The organism is Helicobacter pylori (genome assembly GCF_021062735.1).
GTDB lineage: Bacteria > Campylobacterota > Campylobacteria > Campylobacterales > Helicobacteraceae > Helicobacter > Helicobacter pylori_DN.
This window is the reverse complement of the sequence record NZ_JAHXLB010000002.1, coordinates 134,906-148,802: the sequence shown is the minus strand read 5'-3', so window position 1 is coordinate 148,802 and position 13,897 is coordinate 134,906. Positions and strand designations below refer to the sequence as shown.

General features: G+C 38.6%; 12 protein-coding genes. 4 read left to right on the top strand and 8 right to left on the bottom strand.

What is annotated here, in order from left to right:
• Positions 1–4: 4 nt before the first annotated feature.
• Both KX581_RS01985 and ispG read right to left on the bottom strand, forming a co-directional pair.
• On the bottom strand, positions 5–1,210 hold the full coding sequence (locus KX581_RS01985; protein ID WP_180604768.1) for a 2,3,4,5-tetrahydropyridine-2,6-carboxylate N-succinyltransferase: 1,206 nt from the start codon (positions 1,208–1,210) through the stop codon (positions 5–7).
• 2 nt (positions 1,211–1,212) lie between these two features.
• Positions 1,213–2,292: a flavodoxin-dependent (E)-4-hydroxy-3-methylbut-2-enyl-diphosphate synthase gene (gene ispG / locus KX581_RS01980; RefSeq protein ID WP_231175436.1), complete on the bottom strand. Its 1,080-nt coding sequence runs from the start codon at positions 2,290–2,292 to the stop codon at positions 1,213–1,215.
• Between the two features lie 118 nt (positions 2,293–2,410).
• Here ispG and KX581_RS01975 point away from each other — a divergent pair, with 118 nt between their 5' ends.
• From KX581_RS01975 to KX581_RS01960, 4 genes are read left to right on the top strand one after another with little or no spacing between them, the layout of a single operon-like run.
• Positions 2,411–3,538, top strand: a complete 1,128-nt coding sequence (locus KX581_RS01975; RefSeq protein WP_231175435.1) for a succinyldiaminopimelate transaminase — start codon at positions 2,411–2,413, stop codon at positions 3,536–3,538.
• Entirely contained in the window at positions 3,531–4,880 is a 1,350-nt protein-coding gene (gene murC / locus KX581_RS01970; RefSeq protein WP_231175434.1) for a UDP-N-acetylmuramate--L-alanine ligase, read from the top strand. The genes KX581_RS01975 and murC overlap by 8 nt, the downstream gene beginning before the upstream one ends.
• Complete coding sequence (locus KX581_RS01965; protein WP_231175433.1) at positions 4,880–5,245, top strand: hypothetical protein; 366 nt, start codon at positions 4,880–4,882, stop codon at positions 5,243–5,245. Before murC ends, KX581_RS01965 begins: the two co-directional genes overlap by 1 nt.
• A gap of 14 nt (positions 5,246–5,259) precedes the next feature.
• Positions 5,260–7,503 carry an endonuclease MutS2 gene (locus KX581_RS01960; protein WP_231175432.1) on the top strand — a complete coding sequence of 748 codons (2,244 nt, stop codon included), beginning with the start codon at positions 5,260–5,262 and terminating at the stop codon, positions 7,501–7,503.
• Between the two features lie 148 nt (positions 7,504–7,651).
• Here KX581_RS01960 and ppa read toward each other — a convergent pair whose 3' ends face one another.
• From ppa to KX581_RS01930, 6 genes are read right to left on the bottom strand one after another with little or no spacing between them, the layout of a single operon-like run.
• On the bottom strand, positions 7,652–8,173 hold the full coding sequence (ppa, locus tag KX581_RS01955; RefSeq protein WP_001047362.1) for an inorganic diphosphatase: 522 nt from the start codon (positions 8,171–8,173) through the stop codon (positions 7,652–7,654).
• 55 nt (positions 8,174–8,228) lie between these two features.
• Positions 8,229–9,515, bottom strand: coding sequence for a glycosyltransferase family 25 protein (locus tag KX581_RS01950; RefSeq protein WP_231175431.1), 1,287 nt, complete (start codon positions 9,513–9,515; stop codon positions 8,229–8,231).
• A gap of 57 nt (positions 9,516–9,572) precedes the next feature.
• Positions 9,573–10,571, bottom strand: a complete 999-nt coding sequence (locus tag KX581_RS01945) for a glycosyltransferase family 25 protein (RefSeq protein WP_231175430.1) — start codon at positions 10,569–10,571, stop codon at positions 9,573–9,575.
• Between the two features lie 24 nt (positions 10,572–10,595).
• Positions 10,596–11,171 (bottom strand): adenylate kinase, encoded by a 576-nt coding sequence (locus KX581_RS01940; RefSeq protein ID WP_231175429.1) that lies wholly within the window; start codon positions 11,169–11,171, stop codon positions 10,596–10,598.
• Between the two features lie 16 nt (positions 11,172–11,187).
• Positions 11,188–12,921, bottom strand: coding sequence for an aspartate--tRNA ligase (aspS, locus tag KX581_RS01935; RefSeq protein WP_231175428.1), 1,734 nt, complete (start codon positions 12,919–12,921; stop codon positions 11,188–11,190).
• Positions 12,922–12,955: 34 nt separating this feature from the next.
• Positions 12,956–13,897, bottom strand: a complete 942-nt coding sequence (locus KX581_RS01930) for a chemotaxis protein (RefSeq protein ID WP_231175427.1) — start codon at positions 13,895–13,897, stop codon at positions 12,956–12,958.

The window sequence follows — 13,897 nt, the reverse complement described above, 5'->3', positions numbered from 1 at the left end:
ATCCTTAATGCAGGTTTTGATTCAACTCAATTTTTTTCACACTCCTAAAAGCAATCAGCTTACCATTTTGGCTATTGGAGCGAAAATGCACGCCATTTTTTCCGGAAAGCTCTTTGCCTTTGTAAAGATTATTGGCATGTTTTTCTAAAGTGCTATTCACTTCTAAAAGCTTTTTAAACTCATTTTCTTCAATTTCTATCACGCTCCCGGCTAATATGGCAACGCCTGCATCCACAATACAGCCATCGCCTAGACTGATTCCGGTAACGCTATTAGCCCCTAGCAAACAATTTTTCCCGATGCTAATGGGGTTGTTATTCCCTCCGCTTAAAACGCCTAAAACGCTCGCTCCCCCACCAATATCAGTGCCTGCTCCCACCACCACCGATGAAGAAATACGCCCCTCATTCATGCACACTCCCATAGCCCCTGCGTTAAAATTCACGTAACTAGCCCCGGGCATTTGAGTGTAACCTCCGGTCCCTAAATACGCCCCAAAGCGCGTTTTTGAGCTATCCAGTAAGCGGATATTGTCAAATTCAGGGATTAATTGCATCAAATAGCGCGGGAATTTATCTATAAAATCAATGCTAGGGAAATGGCCTCGCATTTTTAAAGCCACTTCGTTCGTTCTAAGCCATTCTAATTCATAAGGCTTGTTACCGCTCCAAGCCGCATTAGAAAGCTGGTTAAAAATACCCTCTAAATTCAAACTCCTTAAAGGGGCTTTACCTAAAGAGAGCGCTAAAAGTTTCATATACGCGCTCTCCACGCTCTCGCAAGGCTTGTCTTCAAACAAGATCACCAAACGATAAAGAGACTCCCCATCGCTATTTTTCAAACGATTTTCTTCTAAAGCCTTTAAAAGTTCTAAAACCACTTGGATGTTTTTATGAGCCATTTTATTGGAATAGGCTTCATTCAAAAAGGGCGTATAAAAATCCAACGCTTTTAACACAAAACTTTCATCAATCTCAATGACGCGCTCGCTCGCGCTTTCTTTTAGGATTTTTTCTTTTGAAAGCGAGTTGCAAAACACCGCATAAGAGCCTAAATTTTCATCTTTCCAGTTCAAAACGGGGTAAGTGGCGCATAAAATCTTTTTGGAAATAGGGGCAATATCCACTCTGGCAATGCCAAAGCCTAAAGGCTCTTTATAGTTATTAGATTGCTGGTAGTTGCTCACAAAATTTTTAAACTTATTGATCATGCCTAATCCTTTAAACTTTTTTCTCTTTCTTTAGCTAAATTTTCCACTTCTACCACAAAAGTTTCAAACAAATCCTTTTCAGCCAGTTTGTGAATGACTTTACCCTCTTTAATGATCAAACCGCTGCGATTCCCAAAAGCGATCGCCATGTCTGCATGCTTGGCTTCACCTAAAGCGTTCACCACGCAACCCATCACGCTAATGTCTAAAGGGGTTTTAATGTGGCTTAGGCGTTTTTCTACCCTGCTCGCCATATCCACTAAATTGGCTTCAATGCGCCCGCAAGTGGGGCAAGAAATCCAATTAATCCCTTCTTTCAAACGCCCGCTATGGCGTAAAATCGCTCTGGCCACTTTGATTTCATTTTCTAACTCCCCTGTAATGGATACGCGCATCGTATCCCCAATGCCCTCCATTAAAAGCCCCCCTAAAGCCATAGCGGATTTGATACTGGAGCTAAAAAGATTACCCGCTTCAGTAACCCCCAAATGGAAAGGATAGATCACAAGAGGGCGAAGCATCCTGTAAGCTTCTATGGTGCGAATCACATCGCTCGCTTTCAAAGAAATCTTAAAATTGGTAAAATCCAAATCTTCTAAAAGTTTGGCGTTATACAAAGCGCTTTCTACCATGCCTTTTGGGGTGGGTCCGTATTTTTGATCAAACTGCTTTTCTAAACTCCCGGCATTCACGCCAATTCTTATAGGAATGTTTTTTTCTTTACAAGCATCAACCACCGCTTTGATCTTGTCTTTAGAGCCGATGTTTCCGGGGTTAATTCTTATCGCATCCACGCTTTGAGCGGCAATGAGAGCGAATTTATAATGGAAATGGATATCAGCGATTAAAGGCAAAGGAGACACTTTTTTCAATTCTTTTAAGGCTAGGGCGTCCTTTTCATTACTCACCGCTACCCTCACTAAATCAGCCCCGGCGAGTTTGAGTCGGTCAATTTGATTTTTAGTGCTTTCAATATCAGCGGTTTTGCTAAAGGTCATGCTTTGCGTGCTAATAGGAGCATCACCCCCTATGGCGACGCCACCGATAAAAATTTTCTTGGTCTTAACTCTATTTTCTAGCATTAAACCTCTTCATCAGTTAAATTCTTATCTGCTATTATACTCTTTCTTAATGATTTCATACCATAACGCTTAAATTTTAGGTAAGATCAACTATTCCATTTTAAATTAAAGTAGTCCTATGACCTTTGAGCCTTATCCTTTTGAACGATTAAGAGCCTTGTTTAAAGAGATCACCCCTAAAAAAAAGGGGCTAGATTTAGGCATCGGCGAGCCGCGATTTGAAACGCCTAAATTCATTCAAGACGCTCTCAAAAACCACACCCATTCGCTCAATATCTACCCTAAAAGCGCGTTTGAAGAGGGTTTGAGAGCGGCTCAAAGGGGTTTTTTTAAACGCCGTTTTAAGATAGAATTGAAAGAAAACGAACTCATCTCCACGCTGGGATCTAGGGAAGTGTTATTCAATTTCCCTAGTTTTGTTTTATTTGACTATCAAAACCCCACTATCGCCTACCCTAACCCCTTTTATCAAATCTATGAAGGATCAGCAAAATTCGCTAGAGCTAAAAGCCTTTTAATGCCCTTAACTAAAGAAAATGGTTTCACGCCAAGCTTGAATGAAAAAGAGTTGCAAGAAGTGGATTTAGTGATCTTAAATTCCCCTAACAACCCCACCGGAAGAACCCTTTCTTTAGAAGAGCTGATCGCTTGGGTCAAACTCGCTTTAAAACATGATTTTATTTTAATTAATGATGAATGTTATAGTGAAATTTATGAAAATACACCTCCTCCTTCGCTTTTAGAAGCTTGCATGCTGGCTGGTAATGGAGCGTTTAAAAATGTTTCAGTGATCCATTCGCTCTCCAAACGCTCCAGCGCTCCAGGGCTAAGGAGTGGTTTTATCGCTGGGGATAGCAGCCTTTTAGAAAAATACAAAGCGTTTCGCACCTATTTAGGCTATACGAGCGCTAATGCGATCCAAAAGGCTAGTGAAATCGCTTGGCTAGATGATAGGCATGCAGAATTTTTCCGCAATATTTATGCGAATAATTTGAAACTGGCGCGAAAAATCTTTAAAGACACGCTCATTTATCCTTATAGTTTTTATGTGTATCTGCCCGTTCAAAACGGCGAAAATTTTGCTAAAAGACTTTATCAAAATGAAGGCATTACTACTTTACCGGCTTTGTATTTAGGGCGTAATCATATCGGCGCTGACTATGTGCGTTTAGCCCTTGTCTATGACACCCCCCTTTTAGAAAAGCCTTTAGAAATCATAGAAGCTTACCGAGAAAACCATGCTTGAAACCCCAAAAGTTTTACTCAAAAACTTACAAGATTGCAAGATCCATTTTATCGGTATAGGGGGGATTGGTATTTCAGGCTTAGCTAAATACCTTAAAGCGCAAGGGGCTAAGATCAGCGGATCTGATATTGCCATAAGCCCTAACGTTAAATATTTGAAAGCTTTAGGCGTAGAGGTTAATATCCCGCATGATCCAAAAGCGATTAACAATCAAGATGTCATTATCCATTCAGCCATTATCAAAGAAGACAATACCGAAATACAAAGGGCTAAGGAACTAGAAATCCCTATTTTGTCTCGTAAAGACGCTTTGTATTCTATCCTTAAAGACAAGCGCGTTTTTAGCGTGTGTGGGGCTCATGGAAAAAGCAGTATCACGGCCATGTTGAGCGCGATTTGCCCCGCTTTTGGAGCGATTATTGGGGCGCATTCTAAAGAGTTTGATTCCAATGTGCGAGAGAGCGCGAATGATAGCTTAGTTTTTGAAGCCGATGAAAGCGATTCAAGTTTTTTATTTTCCAACCCTTATGCTGCGATTGTGCCTAACACAGAGCCAGAACATTTGGAGCATTATGATCACGATTTAGAACGCTTTTTCTCCGCCTATGAATATTTTTTAGACCATGCTCAAAAAAGAGTGATTTATAAAGAAGATCCTTTTTTGAAAAACTATTCTAAAGACGCCATTGTTTTAGAAAAAAAAGACATTTATAATATCCAATACATTTTAAAAGACGGCGAGCCTTACACTTCATTTGAATTGAAAGATTTGGGGGCTTTTTTGGTGTGGGGGTTAGGCGAACATAACGCTACGAATGCGAGTTTAGCGATTTTAAGCGCTTTAGATGAATTGAATTTAGAAGAAATTAGAAATAATTTATTGAATTTCAAAGGCATTAAAAAACGCTTTGATATTTTGCAAAAAAACGCGCTCATCCTCATTGATGATTACGCCCACCACCCCACTGAAATTAACGCCACTTTAAAAAGCGCTAGGATTTATGCTAACTTATTGAACACGCAAGAAAAAATTATTGTGATCTGGCAAGCGCACAAATATTCTCGCTTAATGGATAATTTAGAAGAGTTTAAAAAATGTTTTTTAGAGCATTGCGACAGATTGATCATTTTACCCGTTTATAGTGCAAGTGAAGTCAAAAGAGACATTGATTTGAAAGCCCATTTTAAACATTATAACCCCGCCTTTATAGACAGGGTGCGTAAAAAAGGGGATTTTTTAGAGCTCTTAGTCAATGATAATGTGGTAGAAACGATTGAAAAAGGCTTTGTGATAGGCTTTGGAGCGGGGGATATTACCTATCAATTGAGAGGCGAAATGTAATGGGTGCAGCGGTTGTTTTATTTTTAACGCTGATTTTATTGTTTTTAGTTTTAAGGGATTTTGGTTTAGCAAGCCCCAAACAAAAGATTTTAGCTTTTTTAATCGTAGGGGTTATAGGAGCGAGCATCAGCGTTTATACTTACAAGCAAAACCAGCAAAACCAACAAGAAATCGCTTTGCAAAGAGCGTTTTTAAGGGGGGAAACCTTGTTGTGTAAAGGCATTAAAGTGAATAACCAAACCTTTAATTTAGTGAGCGGGACTTTGAGCTTTTCAGGCAAAAAACAAACCCCTATGAAAGACGTTCTTGTGGATTTGGATTCTTGTCAGACGCTCCAAAAAGATCCCTTAATCCAACCCCAATGAATACCCAATGAATAATGAATAATAATACCCCACCAAAACCCCTAGAAGAAAGCCTGGATTTAAAAGAGTTTATCGTTCTTTTTAAAACCTTTTTTGCAAAAGAAAGAGATACTATTATTTTAGAAAACGATCTCAAGCAAACTTTCACTTATTTAAACGAAGTGGATGCGATCGGTTTGCCCACCCCTAAAAGCGTGAAAGAAAGCGATCTTATTATCATCAAACTCACCAAATTAGGGACGCTCCATTTAGATGAAATTTTTGAGATCGTCAAACGATTGCGCTACATTGTCGTTTTACAAAACGCTTTTAAAACTTTCACGCATTTAAAATTTCATGAACGCCTTAACGCTATTGTTTTACCCCCTTTTTTTAATGATCTAATCGCTTTATTGGATGATGAAGGGCAAATCAAACAAGGGGCTAACGCTACCCTAGACGCTTTAAATGAAAGTCTGAACCGCCTTAAAAAAGAGAGCGCCAAAATCATTCACCATTACGCGCGCTCTAAAGAGCTTGCCCCTTATTTAGTGGATACGCAAAGCCATTTTAAGCATGGTTATGAATGCCTTTTATTGAAAAGCGGGTTTTCTAGCGCGATTAAAGGCGTTGTGCTAGAAAGGAGCGCTAATGGCTATTTCTATCTTTTGCCTGAAAACGCGCAAAAAATCGCGCAAAAAATCGCGCAAATTGATAATGAAATAGATTGCTGTATTGTTGAAATGTGTCAAACTCTAAGCCATAGCTTGCAAAAACACCTTTTATTTTTAAAATTCCTTTTTAAAGAATTTGATTTTTTAGACAGCTTGCAAGCTAGGCTTAATTTCGCTAAAGCCTACAATTTAGAATTTGTCATGCCAAGCTTTACTCAAAAAAAAATGATTTTAGAAAACTTTTCGCACCCCATTTTAAAAGAGCCAAAGCCCTTAAATTTGAAGTTTGAAAAATCCATGCTCGCTGTTACCGGCGTGAATGCAGGCGGGAAAACCATGCTCTTAAAATCGCTTTTAAGCGCGGCTTTTTTAAGCAAGCATCTTATTGCTATGAAAATCAACGCCCATCATTCCATTATCCCCTATTTTAAAGAAATCCACGCCATTATTAATGACCCCCAAAACAGCGCGAACAATATCTCTACTTTTGCCGGCAGAATGAAGCAATTTAGCGCTCTTTTATCCAAAGAAAACATGCTTTTAGGCGTTGATGAAATTGAGCTAGGGACTGACGCTGATGAAGCGAGCAGTCTGTATAAAACCCTGTTAGAAAAATTGCTCAAACAAAACAACCAAATCATTATCACCACGCACCACAAACGCCTGAGCGTGTTAATGGCAGAAAACAAGGAAGTGGAATTACTAGCCGCTCTTTATGATGAAGAAAAAGAACGGCCCACTTACACTTTTTTAAAAGGGGTTATTGGCAAAAGCTATGCGTTTGAAACCGCTTTGCGCTATGGCGTGCCGCATTTTTTGATTGAAAAAGCGAAAGCCTTCTATGGCGAAGATAAGGAAAAATTGAATGTTTTGATTGAAAATTCCAGCGCGTTAGAAAGGGAATTGAAGCAAAAAAATGAACTTTTAGAGAACGCTTTAAAAGAGCAAGAAGATTTAAAAAATGCATGGCTTTTGGAAATGGAAAAACAAAAAGAAATCTTTCACAATAAAAAATTGGAATTGGAAAAATCCTACCAACAAGCCCTAAATCTCTTAAAAAGCGAAGTCGCTTCAAAAGATACCAGCTCCATGCATAAAGAAATCCATAAAGCGAGCGAAATTTTAAACAAGCATAAATCAAACCAGGAGATCCCACAAATCATAACGAGCTTTCAAGCCAACGAAAAAGTGCGCTATAAAAATGAAAGTGTGCTGATTGTGCAAATTTTAGACAAGGGCTATTATTGGATAGAAACCGAGCTTGGCATGCGTTTAAAAGCGCATGGGAGTTGGTTGAAAAAAATCCAAAAACCCCATAAAAACAAATTCAAGCCCCCTAAAACAACCATTCCTAAACCCCAAAAGGCGAGCTTGCGTCTTGATTTAAGGGGGCAACGCAGCGAAGAAGCCCTAGATTTACTAGACGCTTTTTTAAACGATGCGCTTTTAGGGGGCTTTGAAGAAGTGCTTATTTGCCATGGCAAAGGGAGCGGGATTTTAGAAAAGTTTGTGAAAGAATTTTTAAAAAACCACCCTAAAGTGGTAAGCTTTAGCGACGCTCCCATTAATTTAGGCGGTAGTGGGGTTAAAATCGTTAAATTGTAGTTTTTGGCGCTTTTTTATGGGGAATTAATACAAAAATCCGCTTTTAAACCATAAAGCCATTTCACACCAACACTAAATGAGAACAAAACCTTTTTAAAAGAGTGCTAAAAGGGCTTTAAGCTTAATTGAGCCAAAACCCTTAAAATCTTTAGCCTTGATAGGCTTTTATCGCTTTCTCTAAAACCTTAATCGCGCTCTCTTTGTTTTCAAACCCCTTGACTTTCACCCATTTATTAGGCTCTAAATCCTTGTAAGTTTCAAAAAAATGCTTGATTTTATCTAAAGTGTGTTTGGATAAATCATCAATGTCTTTGACATAGGAATGCGTGGGATCGATCTTATCTATGGGTAGAGCGAGTAATTTTTCATCCATTCCGCTTTCATCTTCCATGTTCAAAACCCCAACCAAACGCGCTTTCACCACGCTCCCGGCTTGAAAAGCCACATCGCTTAAAACAAGCGCATCTACAGGGTCGCCATCAGATCCTAAAGTGTTAGGCACAAAGCCATAATTGGCGGGGTAATTTTGCGCCCCATAAAGCACCCTATCCACCATTAAAGCCCCGCTTTCTTTATCCAGTTCATACTTGATATTAGAATGCTTGGATATTTCAATCACCACGCACAAAGCGTTAGCGTCATGGCTAATTTCTAGTTTTTCTAAATTCATTGCAATCTCCTTTGAATAATAAAAAAGACTTATTCTAACATAAAGCCCGCTCTTTTTAAACCTCTTTAGGGGTTTTTAAAGGAGCGTATTGTTTGCTGTATTTGTGAAACGCTCTCAAGCACTTTTTGGTGTTTAATTGATGATAAAAAAGATTATCAAAATAAGATTTTTTAGGGGGTTTTAATGAAATATCAGGCTTTTTCGCATTTTGAATGGTGCTATTGAAAGCATGCTTGTTTAAAGAAACAGGGCAAGGCACATAGGTAAAATTAGCAATATCATGGTAAGTGGGGTTGTTTATAAACATATCCACCGGCTCTATGATTTTAAAACGCTCCGTAGCTTCTATAAAAGTTTTAGCACCCTTAGGCGTGAGATAGTAGCCTGCCGTAGTAGAAACATACACGCTAGTGAGGTAAAAATGCTCTAAAAAAAAGGCTTCTTTTTCGCTATCAGCACGCCTTTCCCAAAAGGTCTCTTTGATGTTTGTCTCTTTTGCCAACAAGGATTCGTATTTTCCTGTGAGATCATCGTATTTTCCTGTGAGATCATCGTATTTTCCTGTGAGATCATCGTATTTTCCTGTGAGATCATCGTATTTTCCTGTAAGATCATCGTATTTTCCTGTGAGTTCATCGTATTTTGCCACGAGTTTCTTATACACTTCTGTCCGAGCTAAAATATTTCCAATGAAGTGGTTGAGTTTTCTTTTAATTTTTTTAAAAACCACTTGATTAAAAGAGATTTTTTGGGGCGCTATTTTGCAAGGGTTAGATGGTTCTTTGGGGTTTTGTTGCGTTTCATTAATAAAATCTTGTTGCGTATCTTGTGTGGAATTGGGGGGGGGGGTAACTTCATGGTTTTCAATAGGTGCTTCAGGTGCTTCAGCCTCTGTATAGATAGGGAGAGTGCATAAATTGGTTTTATGGCCTCCCCAATAATGCCCATAGAGTCTCACAAAATCAAAAGGGCTTTTCAAGCAATCTTCTAAGGCTTGCATAAAGTTAGGCTCTAGCATTGCATCATCTTCTAAAATAACGATCGGTTGGTTTGTTTTAACGCATTCTTTCCATAAAAAATAATGGCTTAAATAGCACCCAAATTCTTGGGGCAATAATTCTTGATAACAATAATCAGAATGGAACCAATCGGATTTTAACAAACTTGAAGAATCATAAAGCTCTTGAACGAATTTTTCAAAATCTTCATGTTTAGGGCTAATAGCGTCAAAGATTTGAAAAACACAACGGCCTTTAAATTTTTCATTGGATTCTAAAACGAGTTTTTCAGTATCCAAACGCCTTTGACTTTCTTTTAAAGAAATGATATAAACTTGTGTCAAATGAACTCCTAAATATGGCATTCTGTGACATTCTACCATAAAGTTTTTTCATTCTTTTTAAACCTCTTTAGGGGTTTTTAAAGGAGCGTATTGTTTGCTGTATTTGTGAAAGGCTTTTAAACGCTTTTTAGCGTTAATGCTGTAGTAGAAAAGATTCTTAAAAGTTGATTTTTTAGGTGGAAAGGGGTAAGATTTCAAGCTCTTTTTTTGGGGCTTTTGAATGGTGCTGTCTAAAGAATGCTCACTTAAAGAAACAGGGCAAGGCACATAAGTCAGATTCATTACATCATGATAAGCAGAATTATCCATAAACATATCCACCGGCTCTATGATTTTAAAACGCTCCGTGGCTTCTATAAAGGTTTTAGCGCCCTTAGGGGTTAAATAATAACCGGCTGTAGAGGCCACATACACGCTGGTGAGGTAAAAATGCTCTAAAAAAAAGGCTTCTTTTTCATGCGTTGCGTAATAGCTTTTTTGTATTTTTTTGAGAATATAGTGGATGACTTTATGGGTAGAAAGATTTAAAAATCTAGAAACATCAAAAAATTTTTTAAATTTTTCTAAAATAGGGTTATTTTTAAAATGATAATCAAAGGGAGGAAATACAAATTCTTTGGGTAAAACATGGAATTTTGTCTCGTGGTAATACCAATAGCACCCATAGAGTCTCACAAAATCAAAAGGGCTTTTCAAGCAATCTTCTAAGGCTTGCATGAAATTAGACTCTAGCGTTACATCATCTTCTAAAATGACGACCGGTTGGTTTAATTTGACGCATTCTTTCCACAAAAGATAATGGCTTAAATAGCACCCTAATTCAGGCAAAGTCAAACCAGCGCCCACATAAGAATGATACCAATCAGATTGCAATAAACTTTGAGCGTCATAAAGCTCTTGAAGTAATTTTTCAAAATCTTCGTGTTTAGGGCTAATAGCGTCAAAAATTTGAAAAACACAACGGCCTTTAAATTTTTCATTGGATTCTGAAACGAGTTTTTCAGTATCCAAACGCCTTTGACTTTCTTTTAAAGAAATAATATAGACACCAATCACAGCTCATTCTCTTTGGAACGCATTTTAATTCGCAAAAGACAAAATATACTCTTGCATTTCGCCCACAATCTCTTCAATGCTCCTCTCCCCATTGATCGCTTTATACACTTTCTTATTCTTGTAAAAATTTTGGATTTCAGCTAAGGGATCTAAAAACACCCGCATGCGGTTATGAAACACGACTTCATTATCATCAGCCCCCCTAGAGCGCCCTAAAACCCTTTCTTTAGCGGTGTTTTCACTCACTTTTACTTCAATCACGCTTTTCAAAACCACTTCGTTTTGAGCGTTCAATTCCTTATCCAAAGCCTGCATTTGTTCCACACTCCTGGGATAGCCATCAATTAAAATGATCCCTTTACTAGAGCTTTTAATCGCTGAAAGGATCGTTTCTACCACAATTTCTAAAGGCACTAACTCGCCTTGAGAAGTGAATTTCTCAATCAATAAACCTCGCTCAGTCTTTTTAGCGCTCTCAGCCCTTAATAAATCCCCAGTAGAAAAATGAGCGATTGTTTCGCTGTTATTCTTAGCGATAAGCTCTGCATCAGTGGTTTTACCACTCCCTGGGGCTCCAATAATCAAAAATAGTTGTTTCATATCGTATCCTTTTAAATTATTTTCTCAAGCGAATGTGTAATTCCCTTAGTTGCTCTTCATTAATGGGGCTAGGCGCATCAGTCAATAAACATGAAGCTTTTTGCGTTTTAGGGAAAGCGATCACATCTCTGATGCTACTGGATTTAGTCATTAGCATGATCAAGCGATCAAAGCCTATCGCAAAGCCCCCATGAGGAGGAGCGCCAAACTTTAGCGCTTCTAATAAAAAGCCAAATTTCTTTTGCGCTTCCTCTTCATGGATATTGATTTTTTCAAAGACTTTTTTTTGCATTTCTTCTTTATGAATCCTAATGCTCCCCCCACCAAGCTCCACGCCATTAAGCACCACATCATACGCATGCGCTTCAATCTCTTCTATATCTTCGCATTCTATATTTTTAGGCATCGTAAAAGGGTGGTGCGCGGCATGATAGCCGTTTTCGGTTTTTTCAAACATGGGGAAATTGACTACCCATAAGAAATTCAAAGCGTCTTTATCAATCAAATCAAGCGTTTCAGCCACCTTCAAGCGCAAACGCCCCATGTAATCTAACACGATTTTTTTATCCCCGGCTCCAAAAAAGACAATATCCCCAGTTTGTGCACCAGTTTTTTCTAAAATATTCTTCAGCCCCTTTTCGCTCAAAAATTTAACTAAAGGCCCTTTAACCCCATCTTCTTTAATTTGCAAATACGCCAAGCCTTGAGCCCCAAATTGGCGCACAAATTCTTCTAATTCTTTTAAAACGCTGCGGCTAAAAATCGCATCAGCCCCCTTAACGTTCAAAGCTTTAATGCGTTGGTTTTTAGGATCTTGTGCGATATTAGAAAAAATAGCGTTTGAGCTGTCCATAAAACAATCCCCCACTTCTATTAAAGGCAATCCAAAGCGTAAATCCGGCTTATCGCTCCCATAATTTTCCATCGCTTCCTTATAGGGCATGCGTTTAAAAGGTTTAGAAATATGATGCCCAATCGCTTTAAAAATCTCTTGCAACAAATCTTCCACAACGCCCATCACATCATTTTCACTACAAAAACTCATTTCCGCATCAATTTGCGTGAATTCTGGCTGCCTGTCCGCTCTCAAATCTTCATCTCTAAAGCAACGAGCGATTTGAAAATACCTGTCCATTCCCCCCACCATTAAAAGCTGTTTGAATAATTGCGGGCTTTGAGGGAGCGCGAAAAATTCGCCCTCATGCACCCTGCTTGGCACTAAATAATCCCTAGCCCCCTCAGGCGTGGTTTTAGACAAAATGGGGGTTTCAATCTCTAAAAAGCCCTTTTGGGCTAAAGCGTTACGAGCGATTAAAGCCACTTCGCTGCGCAATTTAAAGATTTCATAAGCATTCAAAGAGCGCAAATCCAAATAGCGGTATTTCAAACGCAAATCTTCATTCACATTTTTATTGCCAATTTCAATCGGTGGGGTAGCGCTTTTATTTTCAATGACTAACTCTTCTAAAACAATTTCAATTTTACCGGTCTTTAGTTTAGGGTTTTCTAAACCGGGCCCTCTTAAACGAGTTTTTCCTTTAGCCACTAGCACAAATTCACTCCTAACTTCTAAAGCCCTTTCATAAGCCTTAGAGCTAGGATCACAGACTAATTGCACTAAGCCACTTTTATCCCTTAAATCAATAAAAACCACGCCTCCATGGTCTCTATAAGTGTTACACCATCCGGCCACTTTGATGGTTTTACCCACATCTTTTTCACTAATTTCTGCACAGAAATGACTTCGCATGTTTTATCCCTTTAAATTAAAACAAAAATTAAATTTATGAAAGCGTTTTTCTAAGCATTTCATGGATTTCAAGAATGTTAGATTTTACCACAAAACCATCCGCTTCTAAAGATTGGGCTAATTGGCGGTTAGAATCGCTGCTCATGGATGAATTGATAATCACAGGAAGATGCTCAGTCCTGCTATCAGCTTTAATGGTTTTTAGCACTTCAAACCCTGAAATAACAGGCATTTCTAAATCCGTAATGACCACGCCGACCTGTTGGTAATGTTCTTTTTCATACAAATAATCCAACAATTCTCTCCCATTTGGAAAGGCTAAATAACGCAATTCTAAAGTTTGAACGATTTTTTCTAAGGTTTTAAGAGCGCTCAAAGAATCTTCAGCGATTAAAATGAGTTTTTGGCTTTGAATGGCTTCTATGCAACGCAAAGTCAAATCGTCTAAATCTTTCAAGCTAGGGAAAACATCGCTAATCATCTTTTCCACATCTAAGATCTGCACCACTCGTTCTTCATCAAAACGAGTGATAGCGCTAAGCTTACCCTCTTCATTAATGCCTTGTTTATCCCCGGCGCTAATCTCAGTCCAATTTTTATGGATGATCCTTTCAATTTTTAAAACCTTTAGAGCGATGGAATGGTTAGAAAAATGGCACACGATCACCAAATTATGGTCGTCTTTAACGCTGCATTCTTTTAAATTGCGGCTCGGATCACTAGCGTTATAATGCAACCACCTTTTCACATCCACTAAAGGAATGGATTCGCCCCTAACGCTAAGAAACCCGAGCATCACGCCATCGCTCCCCCCAAGAATCTCTGTAACTTCTCCGTCATAATGGATGATTTCTCGGATCTTAAAAATGTTCATGCCATAAAGCTGAGCGTCTTTTTCTTTATCCAATCTAAAACACAGAAATTGCGCTTCGTTGTTTAAGTGCAACGAAGTCGTTTTGTCAATACCTCTTACCAC

Excerpts from the sequence above, each read along its gene's own strand:
- aspS (WP_231175428.1), bottom strand. The coding sequence starts at position 12,921 with ATGCGAAGTCATTTCTGTGCAGAAATTAGTGAAAAAGATGTGGGTAAA.
- ispG (WP_231175436.1), bottom strand. The coding sequence starts at position 2,292 with ATGCTAGAAAATAGAGTTAAGACCAAGAAAATTTTTATCGGTGGCGTC.
- KX581_RS01975 (WP_231175435.1), top strand. The coding sequence starts at position 2,411 with ATGACCTTTGAGCCTTATCCTTTTGAACGATTAAGAGCCTTGTTTAAA.
- KX581_RS01985 (WP_180604768.1), bottom strand. The coding sequence starts at position 1,210 with ATGATCAATAAGTTTAAAAATTTTGTGAGCAACTACCAGCAATCTAAT.
- murC (WP_231175434.1), top strand. The coding sequence starts at position 3,531 with ATGCTTGAAACCCCAAAAGTTTTACTCAAAAACTTACAAGATTGCAAG.
- KX581_RS01940 (WP_231175429.1), bottom strand. The coding sequence starts at position 11,171 with ATGAAACAACTATTTTTGATTATTGGAGCCCCAGGGAGTGGTAAAACC.
- ppa (WP_001047362.1), bottom strand. The coding sequence starts at position 8,173 with ATGAATTTAGAAAAACTAGAAATTAGCCATGACGCTAACGCTTTGTGC.
- KX581_RS01960 (WP_231175432.1), top strand. The coding sequence starts at position 5,260 with ATGAATAATAATACCCCACCAAAACCCCTAGAAGAAAGCCTGGATTTA.
- KX581_RS01965 (WP_231175433.1), top strand. The coding sequence starts at position 4,880 with ATGGGTGCAGCGGTTGTTTTATTTTTAACGCTGATTTTATTGTTTTTA.